Here is a 20,807-nt window from a genome sequence, read left to right on the forward strand (position 1 = left end):
ATACGTGGACATCGAGCTGCTCGGAAAGCTGCGCGTCAGCGAGAACGGGGTGCCCGTCACGGCGCCCACGCCGGAGTCCCGTCACCTGTTGGCCGCCCTCGCCACCTGCCCCGACCGGGTCGTGCCGATCCGGGTGCTCGCCGACGAGTTGGCCCACCACACCCCCACCGCGAACGCCCGGTCAGTCCTCCTCACCGCCGTGCGCCTGCTGCGCGAGCGGTTCACCCAAGCCCAGGCGATCGGATCGGTGCGCGATGCGCGGACGGTGCTGTCGGCGCGGTGCGGCGGGTATGTTCTCGACACCGGCGGCGGTCGATCCGACACCCAGGAGTTCGAACGGGAGGCGGGCGCCGGCTACCGCGCCATGAGCCGGGGCGACTTCGAACAGGCGGCCCGCAGGCTGCGCCGCGCCCTCGACCTCTGGACCGGCCCCGCCCTCGCCGGCATCGACGTGGGCCCCTGGCTGGCCGGCCGCGTCGCCGCCTTGGACGCCGACCGGCGCGCCGTGCTCGGACAGTGGGTCGAGGCCGAACTGTTCCTCGGACGGAACCGGGAACTGCGACTGGAACTCGCCGGACTGCGCGGCGGACACGAACGGTCCGGCGGCGCCTACCTGGCCGACCTGCGCCGCGCCGAGCAACGCGTCGAGGCGCTGCGCGCGTCCCGCCCGACCCCGCGGCTCAGCCTCGCCTGAACCGGCCGCCGCTTGACCCCCCGTCACCCGGAACCTAGGTTCGAGTTCCGGACAGAGAGACGCTGGTCGGGCGGGGGAGGGGCAGGATGCGTGGAGACGGGGGCGGCTCGCTGGCCGTACTGGAACTGCTCGTCGCGGAGGCCCCGCAGAGCGCCTACGACGCCCTGCTCTCCGAAGCCCGCGAGGCCGGCGCCGACGGCGATGAACTCGCCCGACTCGCCCGCGCCGTGGACCTGTCCCGCTCGGTGCGCAGGAGCGCGCGGCGCCGCGAGCAGCGGGAGGCCGCCCTCACCGCCCTGGTCGACACCGCGCACGACCTGACCTCGCCCTACGACATCGACGGCCTGCTGCGGCTGATCACCCGCCGGGCCCGCCAGCTCCTCGGCTTCGACATGGCCTGGCTGTCGCTGAGCCGCTCCGACGGCTCCGCCTACGTACGGACCTCCGAGGGCGAGACCACCGCCCTGAACGTCGGCCTCGAACTCGGTACCGGCCGCGGCCTGGGCAGCATCGCCCAGGACCGCCGCTCCGCGGTCTGGAGCGCCGACTACCTGAACGACGACGCCATCGCGCATGCCCCCGGCATCGACGCCGTGGTCCGGGCCGAAGGGCTGCACGCGATCATCGCGGTCCCGCTCCGCCGCGGGGACTCCACCCTGGGCGCGCTCTACGGAGCCGACCGGGCCGTACGGCGGTTCGGGCCCGACGAGATCGGCATGCTGCTCTCCCTCGCCGACCTGGCGGCCGTCGCCATCGAGAAGGCCCGGCTGCTGGAGCAGACCCGGGACGAGGTGCACGAACTGGAGGTCTTCGGCTCCCGCACCAACACCGCGCTCACCCGGGTCCGTTACCTCTGGGAGTGCCACGCCCGGCTGGCCGGACTGGTCCTGGACGGCGCCGGACTGCCCACCCTGGCGCGGGCCACCGCCGACGCGCTGGACGGCGTGCTCCAGGTGCGTGACCCGGGCGGGCGGCCGTTGACCGTCACCGGCGAACTCCCCGACCTGGACGAGGCGGCGGTCACCAAGGCCGCGCTCCAGGCGCTGACCGACCGGCGCCCCGTGGGCCTGCCCGGCGACGTGTGGTTGGCGCCCGTGCTGGCGGGCGCCGAGGACCTCGGGGTGCTGCTGCTCAGCGCGTCCGCACCGCTGGCGGAAGAGGACGTACGGCTGTTGCAGCTCGCCGCCCAGTCGGTGGCCTCCCTGATGCTCATCCAGCGCGGTACGGCCGCCGCCGAGGGGCCCGTGCACGAGGAACTCCTGGCCGACCTGCTGGAACGGCCCCACTCCGTCGGCCTGCACCTGCCGGACCGCACCCGCCGCCTCGGCCTCGACCTGGACCGGCCGCACGTGGTCGTGGTGGCCCGGCCGGAAGGCGGGGAACTGGGCAGGGCCGTCGCCTGGGCGTCCTCGTACGCGTACCGGATGGGCGGGCTCAAGGGGGTCCGCCGGGGCTGCATCGTGCTGGTCCTCCCGGGCACGGACGCCTCCGCCGCCGCGCACCGGGCGTCCGGCGAACTGTCCCCACTGCTCGGCCATGCCGTGTCCACCGGCGCCGCCGGACCCGCGGCCGGGCCGGGGGAAGTGGCCCGGGTGTACGCGGAGGCGGTGCGCTGCCTGGACGCGCTGACCGCGCTGGACGGGGCCGGGGGCACGGCCTCGCTGCGTGAACTGGGCTTCCTCGGACTGCTGTTGTCCGCCGACCACGACGTGGAGGCGTTCATCGCCTCGACCATCGGGCCGGTCCTGGAATACGACACCGACCGCCTCACCGACCTGACCCGCACGCTGGACGCGTACTTCGCCTCGGGCGGCAGCCCGACACACGCGGCGGAGGAACTCCACGTGCACCCGAACACGGTGTCGCGCCGCCTGGAGCGCATCGCGGAACTCCTCGGCGAGGGATGGCAGAAGCCGGCGCAGGCCCTGGAGATCCAGATGGCGCTGCGGTTGCGCAAGGCGCGGGCGGTGCTTGACGCTCGGCGGTCGAGTGGCCGGGCGGACGCGTAGGGCTCCGCCGGTTGCTCCGAGGCCGGGGTCGGGTGGTGTGCGGGGCCGTTGCGCGGGGCGGCCCCGGCTGCGCCGGGCTTTCGGGGCTCCGCCCCGGACCCCGCGCCTCAAACGCCGGCGAGGCTGGATGGGCCGGACTCCGGGTCTCAAGCGTCGGTGGGGCTGGATGGGCCGGACTCCGTGCCTCGAGCGTTGGTGGGGTTGGATGGGCCGGACTCCGGGTCTCAAGCGTCGGTGGGGTTGGGCGGGCGGCACGGCTGGATTGGGGTGGGTCAGCAGGGGGTTGGGCAGCGGGAGCGGGGGGTCAGTCTGGTTGCGGGGGTGGCCTGCAGGGTGGCTCGTGGCGGGGTCAGGCCGCCTGCTTGCCACAGCGCCGCGTGCGCGACCGAGGCCAGCGTCACGTGCCGGTGCCAGCCCGCCGGGGAACGCCCGGTGAAGTCCCGCAAACCCACCCGCCCCAGAGTGGTGCCGACGGCCCGGGAGACCCGCCCCGTCTCCTTCGTCATCCGCAACAGCGCCGCCGGCGCGGCCCGCGTCAGGTCCGTCAACCACGTCTGCACCGGCTGCCGCCGCGCGTCCGTCCACTCCCCGAACAGCACCATCTCCCGCCCGGCGAACAGCACCCGTACGCCCGCGACCAGGGAACTCCGCCGCGCCCCCGGCCGGTCCGGGTCCGCCCACTCCACCGGCGCGCGCAGCCCCCGCACGCTCTGCAGGACGTCCCGCGCGGCCATCGGCACCGCCCCGGAGCCCGCCCGCCGCGCGTCCGCCGGGACCATCAGCGCCCCCGCTTCGACCCGTGCCACCAGCGGCACACGGGCCTGCGCGAACCGGCCCACCGTGGCGCGGGTCGCGATGTCGGGCACGTCGAGGACCACCGGCCGTACGCCCCCTTCCGCACTCCGCGCGGTCTCCGTCACCCCCGCGAGCGCGCAGGTCTCGTACGACTCGTCGGCGTCGTCCTGCCGGTGCATCCGCCATTCCACCGGGGTGGCCACGCCCCCCGAGGTGAACCACGTCCCGAAGGCCTGCTGCCCCTGGAACATCTGCCCCTGGTACGGGTCGAAACGGTTCCCCACGCCCACCGAGTGCTCCCCGCCCCGCGGGATCGCCATCGGCTGCACCACCCACGCGTTCAGCGGCGAGGTCCGGGTCAGGTACCGCGTCAGCGCGGCGCGGATCGGCTCCCACTCCCAGGTGGAGCCGGCGATGAAGTGGTGCAGGGCCTGCTCCTCGGCGGGCCCGCCGCCCCCGGTCTGGTGCGCCATGTTGCGGATCGACTTGCGGCCCTCGACCGTGATCAGCCCCCGTACGTACTGACGTCCCCGCTCCCGCTGGTCCCGCCGCCGGAGCGACGGGAACACCGCGCCGCACAGCTCCTCGACGGCCTCGTCCAGCCGACCGTGCCGAGCGCCGCCGGAGCCCGCGTCGGTGCCGATGCCGATGTCCACGACATTCCCCCTTCGTCGATGCCCCCCTACCGTCCGCCCGAGACCCCCTTCGCGGGGAGGTGCGCCGGGCACACCCCTTCGCCCCGGCATGGTGGGCACCCCACCACCACCCCCGCGGGCGGGGCCGATGCCCCAGACTGGGCCCATGTCGATTCACCAGAACCTGCTCGGGGGCCCCGCCCCCACCCACCTGCCCGACGAGCCCGCGCCCCGCGAGGCCCTCGCCGCCGGCACGCCCGCCGCCGAGGTGGCCGCCGCCCACCCGACGTCCTCGCTGGCCTGGGCCACCCTGGCCGACGACGCCTTCGCCGCCGGCAACACCATCGAGTCGTACGCGTACGCCCGGACGGGCTACCACCGCGGCCTCGACGCGCTGCGCCGCGCCGGCTGGAAGGGCCACGGCCCGGTGCCGTGGGAGCACGAGCCGAACCGGGGCTTCCTGCGCGCCCTGAACGCCCTGGCCCGCGCGGCCGGCGCGATCGACGAGAAGGCCGAGTGGGAGCGCTGCTCGACCTTCCTGCGCGACTCCTCGCCGACGGCGGCGGACACGCTCGCGTAACAGCCGGGCGGACTGCCCTAGAGGGGTTCCGGATCTCCTGCTTATGATGCGAGCAGGGGACCGGGGCTCCACTCACCCAAACGGAAGGAGCGGACCGCTACCCGGAAGCACGTGTCGAGGAGACAGAAATGTCGCAAGCCCTTGATGCCTCCGGAGCCGGTTCGGACACCCCGAACCTCGACTTCGCCGGCACCACCCCCTACGAGGACTACGTCCAGGCGGACGTCCTCACCCACCTCCAGCACCTCCGCTCGGACGACCCCGGCGAGATGGTCTTCCTGGTGACGACCCAGGTCATGGAGCTGTGGTTCACGGTCATCGTCCACGAGTGGGAGACCGCCGCGAAGGCGCTCCGCGAGGACCGGATCCCCGTCGCGATGGACGCGCTGAAACGATCCCTCCGCGAGCTGGAGGCCCTGAACTCCTCCTGGCGCCCGCTGGCGCAGCTCACCCCCGGACAGTTCAACGCCTACCGCGCGGCCCTCGGCGAGGGTTCCGGTTTCCAGTCCGCGATGTACCGCCGCATGGAGTTCCTGCTCGGCGACAAGGCCGCGTCGATGCTGGTTCCGCACCGGGGCGCGCCGCGCGTCCACGGCGAACTGGAGAAGGCCCTCCACGAGCCCGGCCTGTACGACGAGGCGCTGCGCCTCCTCGCCCGCCGCGGCTTCGCCATCCCCGACTCGGTCCTCACCCGCGACCTGTCGAAGCGCTACGAGCCGTCGCCCGAGGTCGAGGCCGTCTGGACGGCCCTGTACGCCGACCCGGACGCCCACCACGACCTGCACCGGCTCGGCGAGGTCCTGACCGACGTCGCGGAACTCGTCTGGCGCTGGCGCAACGACCACCTGGTGGCGACCCGCCGCGCGATGGGCGCGAAGACCGGCACGGGCGGCTCCGCCGGAGTGACCTGGCTGGAGAAGCGCGCCCAGAAGAACGTGTTCCCCGAGCTGTGGACGGCGCGCAGCCATGTCTGAGCCGATGCCCGCGACCGCCGAGTCGCCCGCCGGCCTGCCTGCCGAGCCGCCCGTCGACCTGACCGTCGACCTGCCTGCCGAGCCGCCCGTCGACCAGACCGTCGACCAGACCGTCGACCTGGCCGTCGACCTGCGGGAGCGGGCCGCCGCGCTCGACGCCGCCGACGAGCTCGCCAAGCTCCGCGAGCGCTTCACGCTCCCCGACGGGGTCGTCTACCTCGACGGGAACAGCCTCGGCGCGCTCCCGGCCACCGTGGCGGACACCACCGCGGACGTGGTCCGCCGCCAGTGGGGCGAACTGCTCATCCGCTCCTGGGACGAGTCCGGCTGGTGGACCGCCCCCGAGCGGATCGGCGACAAGATCGCCCCGCTCGTCGGCGCGGCCCCCGGCCAGGTCACCGTCGGCGACTCCACCAGCGTGAACCTCTTCAAGGCCCTGGTCGGAGCCGCCCGCCTGGCGGCGCCCGGCCGCACGGAGCTGCTGGTCGACGCCGCGACCTTCCCCACCGACGGCTACATCGCCGCCTCGGCCGCCCGGATGACCGGCCTCACGGTCGTCCCGGTCGAGCCGGGGGAGGCCGCCGCCGCGATGGGCCCGGCCACCGCCGTCGTCCTGCTCAACCACGTCGACTACCGCACCGGCCGGCTCCACGACCTGCCCGCCCTCACCGCGGCGGCCCACGCCGTCGGGGCGATCACCGTATGGGACCTGTGCCACTCCGCCGGCGCGCTGCCGGTGGACCTCGACGCGCACGCCGTCGACCTCGCGGTCGGCTGTACGTACAAGTACCTCAACGGCGGCCCCGGCGCCCCGGCCTACCTGTACATCGCCGAGCGCCACCAGGAGTCCTTCGACTCCCCCCTGCCCGGCTGGAACGGCCACGCGGACCCCTTCGCGATGACCCCGGACTACACCCCGGCGCCGGGCGCGTCCCGTGCCCGGGTCGGGACCCCGGACATCCTGTCCATGCTGGCCCTGGAAGCGGCCCTCGACGCCTGGGACGGGGTGCCGGTCGAAGCCGTCCGCGCCAAGTCCCTGGCCCTGACGGACTTCTTCCTCGAATGCGTCGCCGCGTACGTTCCCGAGGGCACGGTCGAATCCGTCACCCCGACCGAGCACGCCCGGCGCGGCAGCCAGGTCTCCCTGCGCACCGGGAACGCCCGCGCGGTCATGACCGAACTGATCTCCCGCGGCGTGGTCGGGGACTTCCGGGCCCCGGACGTCCTGCGCTTCGGCTTCACCCCGCTCTACGTCGGTTTCGCCGACGCCGAGCGCGCGGCCCGGACACTGGGTCACATTTTCGGGTGACGTGTCGGGGGAGGTGGCGGCGAAACGTCACCTCTCAGGGGGCGTCACAGGCGCGGGCGGAGCCGAGGCTCCGCCCGCGCCCTTCTGTTCTCGCCCCGCCACGGAACGGCGCGTTCCAGCCTGATACGGTCCCGCTCTGCCGTAACACCGGAACATCTGTCCCCGCTGTCACACGCGTTACCGAGAGGTTGAGCCGATGACGGACCCCGCAGTCGAACGGGACGCCGCCGAGGCCGACTCGGCCTTCTCCCACCCCCCGGTCGAGCCGGACGCCACCGCCGCCTACGGAGAACACCCCGACCAGGTCGTCGACTTCTACGCCCCGCGCGCGGACGCGGCAGCCGGCTCGGCCCCCCTCGTCGTCCTCCTGCACGGCGGTGCCTGGCGCGCCCCGTACGACCGGATACACGTCACCCCCCTCGCCGACTTCCTCGCCCGCCAGGGCTTCGCCGTCGCCAACGTCGAGTACCGGCGCGGAAGTTCACTGCCGCACCAGGGATCCGAAGGGCCCGTCGCGGGCCGCTGGCCCGAGACCTTCGACGACGTCGCGGCGGCCATGGACGCGCTGCCCGGGCTGGCGGGCGAGGCGCTCCCGCAGGCCGACGTCCGCAGGATCGTCGTGACGGGCCACTCCGCCGGCGGCCACCTCGCCCTGTGGGCCGCCGCCCGCCACGTCCTGCCGGTCGGGAGCCCGTGGAGGCTGCCTTCCGCGCCGCACCTGCGCGGCGTGGTGGCACTGGCCCCCATCGCGGACTTCACGGTCGCGGAGGAACTCGGCGTCTGTGGTGGAGCCTCCGCCCAACTGCTGGGCGGTACAAGTGAGTTCTGGGAGGTCCGACTTCCGCACGCCGACCCGGCCGCGCTCCTTCCGACCTCGATCGCCACCGCGCTGGTCCAGGGCCGCGACGACATCGTGGTGCCGGAGGCGGTCGCCGAGGCCTACGTGGCGGCCGCCGCTCAGGCGGGGGAACTCGTCGGACTGACCCTCCTCGACGGCGTCGGCCACTTCCCGCTCATCGACCCGGCGGCCGACGCCTGCGCGGTCGTCTCCGAGGAGATCGCGCAACTGGCCTGGTAGCGGCCCGCCGCGCGGCACGAGTGGATCCGGGGCGGGGTGTCCCGCCCCTCGTCACCTCGGCAGGAGAACTCGGTGGCGGATCGGGGCTCCGCGGATCACCATGCGAGGCATGAGCGATCAGCCCGAACGATGGACCCAGGCGACCGTGCACCCCGACATGTGGGCCGATCCGGACGACGACCCGCGCGACAACGAGGGCAGCCCGGACGGCGAACTCGCGACGCTGCTGGACTTCCTGGCCAACTACCGCATCACCCTGCGGATGAAGTGCGAGGGCCTGGATCCGGAGCAACTGGCCCGGCGGTCCGTTCCGCCCTCGACGATGTCGCTGCTCGGCCTGGTCCGCCACCTCGTGGAAGTGGAACGGGACTGGCGCGGCTGGATCACGGACGGCGACCCGGTGCCGAAGCTCTACGGCGAGAAGGACGCGGACTTCGACGGAGCCGTCGCGGAGCGGGCCGTGGTCGACGCCGCGTTCGTGGACCTGGAGCGGGAGCAGGCCGAGACCGACGCCGCACTGGCCGTGCACCCCGACCTGGGCGCGCGGGTGGGCAGGGACCGGATCGCGGTGCGCGAGCTGATGGTGCACCGGATCGAGGAGTACGCCCGGCACTGCGGGCACGCCGACCTGCTGCGCGAGTGCGTCGACGGGCGAGTGGGCCAATGACGCGGGCCGGCCGCCCGGAGCGGCCGGCCGCCACCACTGCTCTGCCCGACGCGCCGTCGCCCGGTCCGGGCCCGCCGCGCGCCAGGGTCGGGGCATGAAGATCGCCCTCCCCGCCGCCCTCCCCGGCGCGCTGACCGCCGCCGTCGCCGACCGGCTGCGCGCACACTGCGGGCCGCAGCGAAGGTCCTGCGGGGAGTGTGGGCCGCAAGGTTCCGCCCGGTCTTGAACGAACCGCCCGCGAGCGACGTGATGTCAGGGGGACCGGCCTCGGGTGACGGGGGCCGGCTCCGATCACCGTGGGTGCGACGGAAGGCGGGACGGATGACCGGGTGGACCGTTGGTCGCCGGTACGCCGGAGGGCGGGACGCGTGACGCGTCCCGCCCTCCGATCGGACCTGCCGATGCGCGTGTTCCTACAGGAACGAGTTGATCTGGATCGTCTCGGTGCGGCCGGGGCCGACGCCGATCGCCGAGATCGGGGCGCCCGACATCTCCTCCAGGGCCTTCACGTACGCCTGGGCGTTCTTCGGAAGGTCGGAGAACGTCTGGGCCTTGGTGATGTCCTCGGACCAGCCGGGGAGGTTTTCGTAGATCGGCTTCGCGTGGTGGAAGTCCGTCTGCGAGTACGGCAGCTCCTCGACGCGCTTGCCGTCGATCTCGTACGCGACGCAGACCGGGATCTGCTCCCAGCCGGTGAGCACGTCGAGCTTGGTGAGGAAGAAGTCCGTCAGGCCGTTCACGCGGGTCGCGTAGCGGGCGATCGGGGCGTCGAACCAACCGCAGCGGCGGTCACGGCCGGTGGTCACACCGCGCTCGCCACCGATGCGGCGCAGGGCCTCGCCGTCCTCGTCGAACAGCTCCGTCGGGAACGGGCCGGCGCCGACACGGGTCGTGTACGCCTTCAGGATGCCGATGACACGGCTGATCTTCGTCGGGCCGACACCCGCACCGGTGCAGGCGCCACCGGCCGTCGGGTTCGAGGAGGTGACGAAGGGGTACGTGCCGTGGTCGACGTCGAGGAGCGTGCCCTGGCCGCCCTCGAAGAGGACGACCTTCTCCTCGTCGAGCGCCTTGTTGATGATGAGGGTCGTGTCGGCGACGTACGGCTTGATCTGCTCCGCGTACTGGAGCATCTCCTCGACGATCTGCGCCGGGTCGATCGCGCGGCGGTTGTACAGCTTCGCGAGGAGCTGGTTCTTGCCCTCCAGCGCCGCTTCGACCTTCTGCGTCAGGATGGACTCGTCGTACAGGTCCTGGACGCGGATGCCGATCCGGTTGATCTTGTCCGCGTAGGTCGGTCCGATGCCGCGGCCGGTCGTACCGATCTTCCGCTTGCCCAGGAAACGCTCGCCGACCTTGTCGAGGGTGACGTTGTACGGCGTGATCAGGTGGGCGTTGCCGCTGAGGAGCAGCTTGGAGGTGTCGATGCCGCGCTCGTTGAGCCCACGCAGCTCGGAGAGGAGTACGGCGGGGTCGACCACGACACCGTTGCCGATGACCGGGGTGCATCCGGGGGAGAGGATTCCGGAAGGGAGAAGGTGCAGTGCATACTTCTGGTCGCCGACGACGACCGTGTGGCCGGCGTTGTTGCCACCCTGATAGCGCACTACATAGTCAACGGATCCACCGAGCAGGTCGGTGGCCTTTCCCTTGCCCTCGTCACCCCACTGAGCTCCGAGCAGCACAAGAGCGGGCACAGGCGTACACCTCTTCCGGATGGGGCATGTCCAAGGTCAGGGGGCGTACGACGATGTACACCGCAGGCTGAGCCGTCGGACCGGTACCCCGGAATAGACGAAGGCCCTGGCGCAATAGCGCAAGGGCCTCTTGCACAAAGATGCTACCCGAGGAAGGACCGAGGTGTCGGCTCCAGAGCCCACCATGAGCCATGCGGGCGCGCCGGTAGGCGGCCTGCTGGTGCTCGTCGACCCGGTCGCCCGCCGTCTCGACGGCGAGTCTGTGCGGATCGCGAAGGATGTGTTGTGTGCCGCGGCGCACGCGAAAGTTTCTCTCCCCGACTCTCCGGAGGAGTTCGCGCGGGCACTGGCCCGCCGGGGTCATCGGCGCCCCGTGATCGTCGGCGACGACCGGGCACTGGTACGCGCGGTGACGCTGATGCACCGTTCGCGTGACCTCGTCGGCGAACCCCTGTCACTGATTCCGGTCGGGCCCGTCGGCTCCCTCGGGCTCGCCCGCTCCCTGGGTGTCCCGCTGTCGGCGGTGATGGCCGCGCGCGCGGCCCTCGACGGCATCGTGTGCGACCGGGACCTGCTCGTGGACGACAGCGACGGGGTGGTGCTCGGAGGCCTGCGGATCACGCCGCCCCCGCGGGCCTCGGCGCCGGCCGTACGCAAGTACCGGTCGCTGCTGCGCCTCCTGCTGCCGCCCTCGCAGACCCCGGCGGGGCAGGTGCACCGGCTGCGCGTGGAGGTGGACGGCGTGGTGCTGGCCGATGTGGACCACCCCGTGGAGGAGGTCTCGGTGATCACGCGGGAGCCGGGCGGGCCCGCGGAGGTCGTGGTGCGGCTGGCCGGCTGCCCGACCCGGACGCGACGGGCCACGGCGGTCACGGTCTCCGGGGCGGACTTCCGCTACCGGGCCGATCACACGGGCGTCACCGGCCCCGTACGCCGACGGACGTGGACGCTCCGTCCGGGAGCGTGGGCGCTGACCCTCCCCAGGTGAGGGGAGGGCATCCGGGCCCGCCCTCGGGCCCGCGGGCTCCCACCTCGGAGGGGCCCCTTCGCGGAGGGAGCCTTCGCGGAGGGGCGGGGGTCAGCCGACCTCCTGGGCCGCGGTTTCGATCAGGTCCGTCACGGGGCCCGGCTGCGAGGCCAACGAGGCGTGGCTCGCGTCCAGCTCGATGGTCTTGCGGGGGTTCATGCGGGCGGCCATCCGGCGCTCGTTGTCCGGGTGGATCATGCGGTCGGCGGTGGACACCTGGTACCAGGACGGCTTCACCCGCCAGGCGGGCGCCGAGACGACGTCCCCGAAGGTCGACGCGAGCGGTGCCTTCTGCGTGACCGCCATGACCAGGGCCTCCTCCGCCGACAGGTCCTGCGCGAAGCTCTCGCGGAACTTGCGCCGCTTGATCCACAGATAGCCGTCCGAGTCCGGGGCGATGTTCGCGAACGCCTCGGGCGGGTTCTCCTGGCTGAGGGATCCGGGGCTCTCCCCGGAGTCCGGGGCGAACGCGGCGACGTACACCAGTGCGGCCACGTTCGGCAGGTCGCCGGCCTCGGTGATCACCGCGCCGCCGTACGAGTGGCCCACCAGCACCACCGGCCCGGAGATCTGCCGGATCATCTTGCGGGTGCGCTCGGCGTCGTCGGCGAGCGAGGTCAGGGGATTCTCCACGGCGTGGACGGAGCGGAAGCCGCGGCGGTCGAATTCGGTGATGACCTTGGCCCAGTGGGCGGCGCCGCCCCAGAAGCCGTGGACCAGGACGATGGCGGGCTTGTCAGCCATGGGTTCCTCTCGGTTCTCGGTGACGCCCGGGGGGCGCGCTGTGAATCCCCGAAGCCCCGGGATCCGCTGCCACCCCCACGATTCCCGGGCGGGCGGGCGGCCGCCCGAAGGGTGCCGGTCGGTCCGCCGACGGATGCCGGTCCGCCGAAGGGTGCCGGGTGGTGCCCACGCTAGGCAGCCCCTGGGGACCCCGCCACCGCAGCGTTCGCCCCTGGTCGCGCGGAGTCACCTTCGGTGCGTGTGGGGGCGGGGCGCCGAGGGATCGGCCCGGGGTGCGGGCTACGGCGCGTGGGCTGAGGCGCGTCGGTCGAGGCGCGTGGGCTACGGCAGGTCGAGCGTCGCGCGGTGGTCGCGCCAGCGGTCCATCAAGCCGTGCATCTCGTGCTGGAGAAACTCGAAGAACGCCGCCGTCTCGGCGACCCGCGCCCCCGCCGGAGAGTCCGCGCCCAGGCCCGCCGCGCCCTCCCGGAGGGTCTTCTCGAACAGGGTCAACGCCTGGTCCCGACGGGTGAAGGTCTCGTACCAGAGCTCGTTGTGCAGCACGTACCGGTCGCGCCGGGAGCCCGGCTCGCGCTCGCGGCTGACCATGTTGACCTGCGTCAGGTACGAGACCGCGCCGGACACCGCCGCCGGGCTGATCCGGAGGGCCTCTCCCAGTTCCGCCGAGGTCATCGCCCCGCCGTCACTCGCCAGCAACTGCGCGAAGACGCGGGAGGCCATGCGCTGCATACCCGCCTCGGTCAACTGCGCGGCGAACCGCTCCACGAAGCGGGATACCGCTTCCTCGTCCCTTTGCACGCTCATGTCCGCCACTCTTCCGACTTTACGCGATTCGCTATCTTCACAATTTTGTGAAAATAGCGTACGTTCGGAAGCATGACGAAGGCAATCAGCGTCGCCGGGCTCCACAAGGCGTTCGGTCGCACCCACGCACTGGACGGACTCGACCTCGACGTCACCGCCGGCGAGGTACACGGCTTCCTCGGCCCCAACGGCGCCGGCAAGTCCACCACCATCCGGGTCCTGCTGGGCCTGCTGCGGGCCGACTCCGGGACCGCCACGCTGCTCGGCGGCGACCCGTGGGCCGACGCCGTCGCTCTCCACCGCCGCGTCGCCTACGTCCCCGGCGACGTCACCCTGTGGCGCAACCTCTCCGGCGGCGAGGTCATCGACCTCCACGGCCGGCTCCGGGGAGGCCTCGACCGCGCCCGTCGCGCCGAACTGATCGACCGCTTCGAACTCGACCCGACCAAGAAGGGCCGTACCTACTCCAAGGGCAACCGGCAGAAGGTCGCCCTCGTCGCCGCCTTCGCGTCCGACGCCGAACTGTTCATCCTCGACGAACCCACATCCGGCCTCGACCCCCTCATGGAGGAGGTCTTCCAGAGCTGTGTCACCGAGGCCCGCGCCGCCGGGCGCACCATCCTGTTGAGTTCACACCTCCTCAGCGAGGTGGAGGCCCTCTGCGACCGCATCAGCATCATCCGCAAGGGGCGGACGGTCGAGACCGGCACCCTGGCCGAACTCCGACACCTCACGCGCACGTCCATCAGCGCCGAACTGGCCACACCGCCGCACGGCATCGCCGACCTGCCGGGCGTACACGACGTGGAGGTCCGGGGCCTCGCCATCCGGTTGCAGGCGGACACGGACACGTTGGACGCCGTACTGCGCTCCCTCACAGCGTCCGGGGTGAGGTCGCTGACCGCGACTCCCCCGACGCTCGAAGAGCTGTTCCTCCGCCACTACAGCGACGACGTCAAGGCGGGCGCACGGTCATGACGGACCAGACGACGGGCCAGACGACGGACCAGACGACGGACCAGGCGACGGATCGGCCGATGGATCGGGTGACGGGCCGAGCGGCGGGCCACGCCACGGATCGGACGGCGAGCCGTGGGCCGGGTGGCCGGGTGAAGGGTGGCCGCGTGATCGACGAGCGCCTGAGGGGTGGCCGCGTGCCGGGCGGTCGCGTGACGGGCGGTCGTGTCGTGCCGAAGGGCCGGTTCGCAGGGACGGGCGGGCTCCTGCGGCTCGCCCTGCGCCGCGACCGGGTGCTGATGCCCGTCTGGATCACGGTCGTCGCGCTGATGGTGCTGAGCATGCCCGCCTCGCTCGACTCGGTGTACGCCACCTCAGCCGAACGAGCCGACCTGCTCGTCACCATGAACGGCAACGCCTCGCTCCGTGCCCTGTACGGGCCCGTCTTCGGCGACTCGGTCGGCGCCCTGACCGCCTGGAAGGGCGGGATCTTCGCGGGACTGCTCGCCGGGGTGATGAGCCTGGTCGTCGTGGTGCGCCACACCCGCGAGGCGGAGGAGACGGGGTGTCAGGAGCTCCTGTCGGCAACCATGGTCGGGCGTCGGGCCCCGCTCACGGCGGCCCTGCTCGCCGCCCTCGTGGCCAACGGACTCGTCGCCGTGCTCGTCGCCGTCGGCCTCGCCGGGCGCGGGGCGGGCGGTGCGCTCGCCCTCGGACTCGCCCTCGGTTCGACCGGGATGCTCTTCGCGGCGTCCGCCGCCGTCGCCGCCCAACTCACCGAGAGCGCACGGCTCGCGAAGGGGCTCACGGGCGCTCTGATCGGCGCCGCCTTCGTGCTGCGCGCGGCGGGCGACGCCGGAACCGCCGGCGGGTCGTCGGGTCTGACCTGGGCCTCGCCGCTGGGCTGGCTGGAACTGGTACGGGCCTTCGCCGTCGAACGCTGGTGGGTGCTCGCCCTGTTCGTCGCGGCCACGGGCGCGCAGATCACGGTGGCGTACGTGCTCGCCGACCGCCGGGACCTCGGCATGAGCTTCCTGCCGGCCCGGCCGGGTCCGGCGGAAGGTCGGATCGGCAGCGCCGGGGCGCTGGCCTGGCGGCTCCAACGCGGCGCCCTGGCCGGATGGAGCCTCGGGTTCCTGGCGGTGGGCGTGGTCTTCGGGGGGATGGCGGACGGAGCGGCCGAACTGGTCGGGGACAACGCCAGGACCCGCGAGATCATCGAGCGGATGGGTGGTACGGGCGCGCTCACCGACGCGTTCCTCGCGACGATGGCCGGGATGCTCGGCATGGTCGCCGCCCTCCACATCGTCTCGGCGGTGCTGCGGTCGGCCGGCGAGGAGTCGGGGCAACGGGCCGAACCGCTGCTGGCGAACGCCGTCGGCAGGCTGCGCTGGGTCGCCGGTCACCTCGCCGTCGCCTTCGGCGGCTCGACCCTGATCCTGCTGCTCGCCGGACTCGGTCTGGGCATCGGGCACGGTTCGGACATCGCCGGGGCGGTGGGCGCCTGCGCGGCACGGCTGCCGGCGGTCTGGATGATCGGCTCGCTCGCCGTCCTGCTGCACGGCGCCGTCCCCCGGTACGCGGTCGCCGCCTGGGCGGTGGCCGGAACGGCGCTGGCCCTGGGCTGGGTCGGGCCGGCCCTGAACCTCCCGCAGGCAGTCATGAACCTCTCGCCCTTCGCCCACCTGCCGAAACTCCCCGGCCCGGAGCCGATCGCCTGGGCGCCGCTCCTCACCCTCACCGCCCTGGCGGCGGCGCTGACGGCCGCCGGCCTGACCGCACTGCGCCGCAGGGACATGACGACGTGAGGACCGAACGGGGGCGGAGGAACGGCGCGGCGCGGGAAGGTCGGGTCAGAACTCCACGACCAACTCCCTTAGCCCCCTGATGACATACCCCTCCCGCCACTGCGGTTCGCGGACGAGCCGCAGTGGCGGGATCGTCTGCGCCAGCAGCGCCCCGAACGAGGCCGTCAGCTCCAGTCGCGCCAGCGGCGCCCCCAGGCAGTAGTGGATCCCCGCCCCGAAGGTCAGGTGGGGGTTGTCGGTCCGTGCGAGGTCCAGGGTGTCGGGGTCCTCGAAGCGCGCGGGGTCCCGGTTCGCGGACCCGAAGAGCAGCGCCACCTCGGCTCCGCGCGGAATGACGGTGTCCCCGACCCGGATCTCGTCGAGCACCCAGCGTTCGAACATTTGTAGGGGTGTATCGAATCGCATCAGTTCATCCACAGCTGTGGACAACTTTTCGGGATGCGCGCGAAGGTCCGCGAGCCGGTCGGGATGGCGGAACAGCGCCCACCACCCGTTGACGGTCGTGTTGACGGTCGCCTCGTGTCCCGCGTTCAGCAGAAGGACGCAGGTGGAGACCATCTCCTGCTCGCTGAGTCGGCCGCCCTCATCGTGAGCGGCGATCAGCCCGGAGATCAAATCCGGGCCGGGCCGCTTGCGCCGCTCGCCGATCAGCGCCCGCAGGTAATCCCCGAACTCCACACTCGCCGTGACGGCCCGTCGGGCCGTCGCCTCGTCAGGCCGCAACTCGAACATTCCGCAGATGTCCGCCGACCAGGGCCGCAACAGCTTCCTGTCCGCTTCCGGGATCCCCAACAGCTCCGCGATCACCGCCACCGGCAGCGGCTCGGCGACCGACGTCAGCAAGTCCCCGCCGCCCTCGGCCAGCAGGCCGCCCGCCAACTCGCCGGCCAGTCGTTCCACCGCCGGCGCCAGCCGCTCCACGGTGCGCGGGGTGAACGCCTTGGCCACCAGCCGCCGCACCCGCGCGTGCGCGGGATCCTCCAGGTCCAACAGCCCGTTGCCGTTCAGGACGTGAAACGGCTCGTGCTCCGGCGGCGGCGCCTGCCGCCCGAACTCCTCGTGCGAGAACCGGTGCAGATACGTCCGACCCAACCGTCTGTCCCGCAGCAGCGCGCTCACATCGGCGTAGTGCGGCACCAGCCACTGCCCGGTCGCCTCCGACCACACCGCGCGCCCCTGCTCCCGCAGCTCCCGGTATGCGGGGTACGGATCGGCGACGAAGGCGGCATCCCACGGATCAAAGCCCATCCCCGCACCCTAGTGCTGTGACCGGACAGTTCACCGTGTCACGGCGCCCGGCACGGCACTTCGCCTGCTGCGGAACGGTGGAAGATCGCGAGCCTGTCGTAGCGGGTGGCCAGGCCCCGCCATGGTTGGAGCCCCGGTTGATCGTCGAGTCCACTGAGACCGTCCAGCCGATCTCGCCGATCTCGCCGATCGAGTCTTCCTGGAAGGTCAGTCGCGCCGGAACCGAGTCCCACGTGCCGTCAGCGGCCCACCCGCGATGTCGCTTCCACACCGTCTGCCAGGGTCCGAACACCTCGTGGGGCAGGTCTCGCCAGGGCATCCCGGTGCGGTACCGGTAGATGATTCCCTCGATGACGCGGCGGTGGTCGGCGAACGGGCGCCCGACCTTCCCCGTGTCACGGGGAAGGTCGGGCGCCAGGCGTGCCCACTGTTCGTCCGTCAGTGGGCGCGTGCGCCCGCTTGTGGTCACCGAGCCCGGTAGGCAGTGGCCAGCACGGACACGGTGACCTGGTCGGGCACGAAACCGCAATCGCCCAGGTCCGAACCGTTCAGATGGCGTGCGCTCGGCGTCATCCCCACCAGATCAAGGGCCTCCGGTCGGGTCAAGGACGTGACGTACTCCACCAGCTTGGTATCCGCGGCCTCGAAGAAGGGGTTCAGCACCTTGTGCAGACGACGTTCCTTGTCCGGGTCGATCGCAACCATTCCGGGCACCTGGCTGCGCAATTCGAGCAGGTGTCGACCGGTCGGACGTACCACGACCAACCGACCACCCGGGCGCAACACCCGGTGAAACTCGGATGGGTTGCGCGGTGCGAACACGTTCAGCACGACATCGGCCATCCCGTCAGCCAGTGGAAGGGGGCGGAAAACGTCCCAGGCCGCAGCGGCTGCTCGCTCATGGGCACGGGCCGTCGCGCGCAGGGCGTGCACCGAGGTGTCCAGACCCAGACCGCGGGCACTGGGCAACTGCTCGAGGACGCCGGCCAGGTAGTAGCCAGTGCCGCACCCCACGTCCACCACGGTGCTCGGCCCGGGCACGGCGTCGGCCGCCAGGTGAGCCACGATCCGGCGGATCGGCCCGTACCTGCCGGTGGCCAGAAACCGGTCCCGGGCTCGGGCCATGGCCGCGTCGTCGCCGCTGGTGGCACGGGTGCCCGTCAGGAGACTGACATAGCCATGACGGGAGATGTCGAAGGTGTGGCTCGCCGGGCAGCGCAGCGCGCCGCTGCTGGGGTGGAGACAAGCGCCGCACGTCGGACAGCGCAGGAGATCGAGGAACGATTCGAGGGCAGGGGGAAGCAAAACAGGCACAAGACACTCCTGGCAACGGTGAGGGGAAGGAACCGTGCCTGCACGCGCGCTCGGAAGATGGCCGTCCAAGGAGGACGGATCGGCGGCCCTCGGTGCGGGCAGCGCCGAAACGCGGGTCACGCGGCAGGCATACCGAGGAGGGCGATGCCGTCCGGCATCGCCCTCACCGCCTCCCGATCAGTGGAAGCAGCAGTGCGGAGTGCTCATGAATGCCACACCACGATCCTACAAGGCGCGGTCGAAGCCCCCGCATGTGCCCGCAGTTAAGAGACACAGCCCTAGGGGAGGGCCGAGCCTCCCGGCGGAAGTTCTGGACCACTTCCACGAAATCCCCCGGAACGGCCCGTGACCGCCGGCGACCCGCCGCGACGCCCCGGCCCCGCCGTGACCCACCCCGACGCCCCGGCGACCCGCCGCGACGCCCCGGCGACCCGCCCCGACGCCCCGGCGGCCGGACCTAGGCCGGCGTGACCAGTCGTGTCTCGTACGCGAACACCGCCGCCTGGGTCCGGTCCCGCAGGCCCAACTTCACCAGGATCCGGCTCACATGCGTCTTGATCGTGGACTCCGCGACGACCAGACGGTCCGCAATCTCGGCATTCGTCAGCCCATGCGCGATCAGCACCAGCACCTCCGTCTCCCGCTCCGTCAGCTGCGCGACCCCCGCCGGATCCGAAAGGCGGGGTGACTCCGCGAGTTTCGAGAACTCCACGATCAGCCGCTTGGTCACCGAAGGCGCCAGCAACGCCTCGCCGGCCGCCACCACCCTCACACCGTCCGCCAGTTGACGAGCCGAGGCATCCTTCAGCAGGAACCCGGACGCCCCCGCCCGCAGGGCCTGGTACACGTACTCGTCGAGGTCGAAGGTCGTCAGGACCAGCACCTTCGCGTCCGTGTCGGCGGCCACGATCCGCCGGGTCGCCTCCAACCCGTTCATCTCCGGCATCCGGATGTCCATCAGGACCACGTCCGGCCTCAGGGCCGCCACCTGGGCGATGGCCTGGCGGCCGTCCACGGCCTCCCCGACCACCTCGATGCCCTCCATCGCGTTCAACAGGACGGAGAAACCCTCCCGGACCATCATCTGGTCGTCGACGATCAACACCTTGATCGTCATGCCGACTCGGCTTCCGGCTCGGGACGGCTGCGCACCGGTATGAACACCGCCACCTCGAACCCACCCGCCGCCGTCTCCTGTGCCGTCATCTCCCCCTCCAACATCGCCACCCGCTCCCGCATGCCGGTGATGCCGTGCCCGGCCCCCGGCGACGGGGCCACATCCGCGGTGCCCGGGCCGTTGACGACGCGTATCCCCAGGCCGCCCAACACGTACGAGACCTCGACCCCCGCCACCGCCCCCGGAGCGTGGCGCAGGGTGTTGCTCAGGGCCTCCTGGATGATCCGGTACGCCGACAGCTCCACGCCCTGCGGCAGCTCCCGCACCGCACCGGTGACGGTCTTCTCCACGGTGAGCCCGGCGTCGCGCACATTGGCCAGGAGCCCGTCGAGCATGGCCAGCGTCGGCTGCGGCGCATCGGGCGCCTCGTAGTCCGCGGACCGCACCACGCCCAGCACCCGGCGCAGCTCCGTCAGCGCCGCAACGGCGTTCTCCCGGATGGTGACGAAGGCCGCCTCCAGCTCCGGCGGCGGATTCTTCACCCGGTACGGGGCCGCCTCCGCCTGGATCGCCACCACCGACATGTGGTGCGCGACCACGTCATGAAGCTCCCGCGCGATGGTCGTCCGCTCCTCCAGCAGCGTCCGCCGGTCCCGCTCCACCGCCGTGACCTCCTGCTGCGCCGTGACCTCCGCCTTGGCATGCCGGCGTATCTGGATGCTGCTCGCGACGAGCAGGGCGAAGGCCGAGGTGACGATCATGTGCATCGAGTTCATGCCGTACCGGCCCTCGAACAGCACCTGGATGCCCATGCTCAGGGCCAACGTCAGCGCCCACATCCAGGCCGCCACTCGCGGCCCCCGGCGGAAGGTCACCAGGACCATGACCGCGATGTAGGCCACGAAACTGCCCGGGGTCCAGGGCCATGTCATCGAGGGGCCGGTCAGCGCGGCGAGCAGCAGGGTCATCGCGACCGCCGCCCACCACGCGACGATCGGTCGGACCAGCGTCATCAGCACCGGCACCGCCGCGAGGACGCCGCTGCCCAGCCTGCCCGTCGTACCGAGATAGGTGTATTGAGTCACGAACGTGAAGAACAGGACGAAGAAGGCCAGCGCACCCACCTGCATGTGGCGGATCCACCCGTTGTACTGGCGTATCGACGCCGGAAGCCTGCGGACGAACCATCCCTCGGTCGTCTTCGCCGGCAACGGCCGGTACGCGAAGGCATCGGTGATGAGGTCATGGCGCAGGGTCTGGAGCAGGCCCGAAGCCATCCTGAATTCCGGTGTCCGGGCTGTCCCCCGGGTGGTCGTCTCGGTCACATGCAGAACCGTAGGTCCGTACACC

At 72.2% G+C, this 20,807-nt stretch carries 18 protein-coding genes and 1 pseudogene; 10 read left to right on the plus strand and 9 right to left on the minus strand.

The genetic code is table 11. From position 1 onward, the window contains the following. The first annotated feature begins 4 nt into the window (after nucleotides 1-4). Both ACFYW3_RS25630 and ACFYW3_RS25635 read left to right on the plus strand, forming a co-directional pair. Nucleotides 5-694 (plus strand): BTAD domain-containing putative transcriptional regulator, encoded by a 690-nt coding sequence (locus tag ACFYW3_RS25630; RefSeq protein ID WP_389387454.1) that lies wholly within the window; start codon nucleotides 5-7, stop codon nucleotides 692-694. Nucleotides 695-780: 86 nt separating this feature from the next. After that, the gene (locus ACFYW3_RS25635) at nucleotides 781-2,703 is read left to right on the plus strand and encodes a helix-turn-helix domain-containing protein (RefSeq protein WP_389387455.1); all 1,923 of its coding nucleotides are present in this window, start codon (nucleotides 781-783) and stop codon (nucleotides 2,701-2,703) included. A 272-nt stretch (nucleotides 2,704-2,975) separates the two neighbouring features. On the opposite strand, the gene ACFYW3_RS25640 is transcribed toward ACFYW3_RS25635, so the two are convergent. Beyond that, on the minus strand, nucleotides 2,976-4,154 hold the full coding sequence (locus tag ACFYW3_RS25640; RefSeq protein ID WP_389387456.1) for a transposase: 1,179 nt from the start codon (nucleotides 4,152-4,154) through the stop codon (nucleotides 2,976-2,978). Nucleotides 4,155-4,299: 145 nt separating this feature from the next. On the opposite strand from ACFYW3_RS25640, the gene ACFYW3_RS25645 reads away from it, so the two are divergent. The 5 genes from ACFYW3_RS25645 (at nucleotide 4,300) to ACFYW3_RS25665 (ending at nucleotide 8,741) form a co-directional block, all read left to right on the plus strand. Continuing rightward, entirely contained in the window at nucleotides 4,300-4,713 is a 414-nt protein-coding gene (locus ACFYW3_RS25645; protein ID WP_053676967.1) for a DUF3151 domain-containing protein, read from the plus strand. Between the two features lie 128 nt (nucleotides 4,714-4,841). Continuing rightward, on the plus strand, nucleotides 4,842-5,687 hold the full coding sequence (locus tag ACFYW3_RS25650) for a tryptophan 2,3-dioxygenase family protein (RefSeq protein ID WP_351749578.1): 846 nt from the start codon (nucleotides 4,842-4,844) through the stop codon (nucleotides 5,685-5,687). Nucleotides 5,688-5,691: 4 nt separating this feature from the next. After that, on the plus strand, nucleotides 5,692-6,996 hold the full coding sequence (gene kynU / locus ACFYW3_RS25655; RefSeq protein WP_389387536.1) for a kynureninase: 1,305 nt from the start codon (nucleotides 5,692-5,694) through the stop codon (nucleotides 6,994-6,996). 196 nt (nucleotides 6,997-7,192) lie between these two features. Beyond that, on the plus strand, nucleotides 7,193-8,074 hold the full coding sequence (locus ACFYW3_RS25660; RefSeq protein ID WP_389387457.1) for an alpha/beta hydrolase: 882 nt from the start codon (nucleotides 7,193-7,195) through the stop codon (nucleotides 8,072-8,074). A gap of 100 nt (nucleotides 8,075-8,174) precedes the next feature. Then, a complete protein-coding gene (locus ACFYW3_RS25665; protein WP_389387458.1) occupies nucleotides 8,175-8,741 on the plus strand; it encodes a DinB family protein in 567 nt (188 codons plus the stop codon). 413 nt (nucleotides 8,742-9,154) lie between these two features. Here the strand turns inward: ACFYW3_RS25665 and ACFYW3_RS25670 are convergent, their stop codons facing one another. Continuing rightward, nucleotides 9,155-10,438: an adenylosuccinate synthase gene (locus ACFYW3_RS25670; RefSeq protein WP_053676960.1), complete on the minus strand. Its 1,284-nt coding sequence runs from the start codon at nucleotides 10,436-10,438 to the stop codon at nucleotides 9,155-9,157. 184 nt (nucleotides 10,439-10,622) lie between these two features. Here ACFYW3_RS25670 and ACFYW3_RS25675 point away from each other — a divergent pair, with 184 nt between their 5' ends. Next, a complete protein-coding gene (locus ACFYW3_RS25675; protein WP_351749674.1) occupies nucleotides 10,623-11,426 on the plus strand; it encodes a diacylglycerol kinase in 804 nt (267 codons plus the stop codon). 90 nt (nucleotides 11,427-11,516) lie between these two features. Here ACFYW3_RS25675 and ACFYW3_RS25680 read toward each other — a convergent pair whose 3' ends face one another. Beyond that, nucleotides 11,517-12,209 (minus strand): alpha/beta hydrolase, encoded by a 693-nt coding sequence (locus tag ACFYW3_RS25680; protein ID WP_389387459.1) that lies wholly within the window; start codon nucleotides 12,207-12,209, stop codon nucleotides 11,517-11,519. 321 nt (nucleotides 12,210-12,530) lie between these two features. Then, the gene (locus ACFYW3_RS25685) at nucleotides 12,531-13,013 is read right to left on the minus strand and encodes a GbsR/MarR family transcriptional regulator (protein WP_389387460.1); all 483 of its coding nucleotides are present in this window, start codon (nucleotides 13,011-13,013) and stop codon (nucleotides 12,531-12,533) included. Between the two features lie 72 nt (nucleotides 13,014-13,085). Between ACFYW3_RS25685 and ACFYW3_RS25690 the strand changes: the two genes are divergently transcribed. After that, nucleotides 13,086-13,991, plus strand: coding sequence for an ATP-binding cassette domain-containing protein (locus ACFYW3_RS25690; protein WP_389387461.1), 906 nt, complete (start codon nucleotides 13,086-13,088; stop codon nucleotides 13,989-13,991). A 278-nt stretch (nucleotides 13,992-14,269) separates the two neighbouring features. Beyond that, nucleotides 14,270-15,778 carry an ABC transporter permease gene (locus tag ACFYW3_RS25695; protein WP_389387537.1) on the plus strand — a complete coding sequence of 503 codons (1,509 nt, stop codon included), beginning with the start codon at nucleotides 14,270-14,272 and terminating at the stop codon, nucleotides 15,776-15,778. 45 nt (nucleotides 15,779-15,823) lie between these two features. On the opposite strand, the gene ACFYW3_RS25700 is transcribed toward ACFYW3_RS25695, so the two are convergent. The 5 genes and pseudogenes from ACFYW3_RS25700 to ACFYW3_RS25720 form a co-directional block, all read right to left on the minus strand. Next, the gene (locus tag ACFYW3_RS25700; protein ID WP_351749563.1) at nucleotides 15,824-17,026 is read right to left on the minus strand and encodes a cytochrome P450; all 1,203 of its coding nucleotides are present in this window, start codon (nucleotides 17,024-17,026) and stop codon (nucleotides 15,824-15,826) included. Between the two features lie 46 nt (nucleotides 17,027-17,072). Then, nucleotides 17,073-17,495, minus strand: a pseudogene (locus ACFYW3_RS25705) (transposase); the annotation flags it as partial. Beyond that, the gene (locus ACFYW3_RS25710) at nucleotides 17,492-18,340 is read right to left on the minus strand and encodes a putative RNA methyltransferase (protein WP_351749561.1); all 849 of its coding nucleotides are present in this window, start codon (nucleotides 18,338-18,340) and stop codon (nucleotides 17,492-17,494) included. The pseudogene ACFYW3_RS25705 and the gene ACFYW3_RS25710, both read right to left, overlap by 4 nt. Before the next feature lie 457 nt (nucleotides 18,341-18,797). Further along, complete coding sequence (locus ACFYW3_RS25715) at nucleotides 18,798-19,457, minus strand: response regulator (RefSeq protein WP_389387462.1); 660 nt, start codon at nucleotides 19,455-19,457, stop codon at nucleotides 18,798-18,800. Further along, entirely contained in the window at nucleotides 19,454-20,782 is a 1,329-nt protein-coding gene (locus ACFYW3_RS25720) for a sensor histidine kinase (RefSeq protein WP_389387463.1), read from the minus strand. The genes ACFYW3_RS25715 and ACFYW3_RS25720 overlap by 4 nt, the downstream gene beginning before the upstream one ends. Nucleotides 20,783-20,807: the final 25 nt, after the last annotated feature.

The sequence above is a fragment of the Streptomyces sp. NPDC002602 genome (genome assembly GCF_042889445.1).
Taxonomy (GTDB): Bacteria; Actinomycetota; Actinomycetes; order Streptomycetales; family Streptomycetaceae; genus Streptomyces.

Excerpts from the sequence above, each read along its gene's own strand:
- ACFYW3_RS25675 (WP_351749674.1), top strand. The coding sequence starts at position 10,623 with ATGAGCCATGCGGGCGCGCCGGTAGGCGGCCTGCTGGTGCTCGTCGAC.
- ACFYW3_RS25685 (WP_389387460.1), bottom strand. The coding sequence starts at position 13,013 with ATGAGCGTGCAAAGGGACGAGGAAGCGGTATCCCGCTTCGTGGAGCGG.
- ACFYW3_RS25660 (WP_389387457.1), top strand. The coding sequence starts at position 7,193 with ATGACGGACCCCGCAGTCGAACGGGACGCCGCCGAGGCCGACTCGGCC.
- ACFYW3_RS25650 (WP_351749578.1), top strand. The coding sequence starts at position 4,842 with ATGTCGCAAGCCCTTGATGCCTCCGGAGCCGGTTCGGACACCCCGAAC.
- ACFYW3_RS25680 (WP_389387459.1), bottom strand. The coding sequence starts at position 12,209 with ATGGCTGACAAGCCCGCCATCGTCCTGGTCCACGGCTTCTGGGGCGGC.
- ACFYW3_RS25645 (WP_053676967.1), top strand. The coding sequence starts at position 4,300 with ATGTCGATTCACCAGAACCTGCTCGGGGGCCCCGCCCCCACCCACCTG.
- ACFYW3_RS25700 (WP_351749563.1), bottom strand. The coding sequence starts at position 17,026 with ATGGGCTTTGATCCGTGGGATGCCGCCTTCGTCGCCGATCCGTACCCC.
- ACFYW3_RS25665 (WP_389387458.1), top strand. The coding sequence starts at position 8,175 with ATGCGAGGCATGAGCGATCAGCCCGAACGATGGACCCAGGCGACCGTG.
- kynU (WP_389387536.1), top strand. The coding sequence starts at position 5,692 with ATGCCCGCGACCGCCGAGTCGCCCGCCGGCCTGCCTGCCGAGCCGCCC.
- ACFYW3_RS25690 (WP_389387461.1), top strand. The coding sequence starts at position 13,086 with ATGACGAAGGCAATCAGCGTCGCCGGGCTCCACAAGGCGTTCGGTCGC.
- ACFYW3_RS25695 (WP_389387537.1), top strand. The coding sequence starts at position 14,270 with ATGCCCGTCTGGATCACGGTCGTCGCGCTGATGGTGCTGAGCATGCCC.
- ACFYW3_RS25715 (WP_389387462.1), bottom strand. The coding sequence starts at position 19,457 with ATGACGATCAAGGTGTTGATCGTCGACGACCAGATGATGGTCCGGGAG.
- ACFYW3_RS25635 (WP_389387455.1), top strand. The coding sequence starts at position 781 with ATGCGTGGAGACGGGGGCGGCTCGCTGGCCGTACTGGAACTGCTCGTC.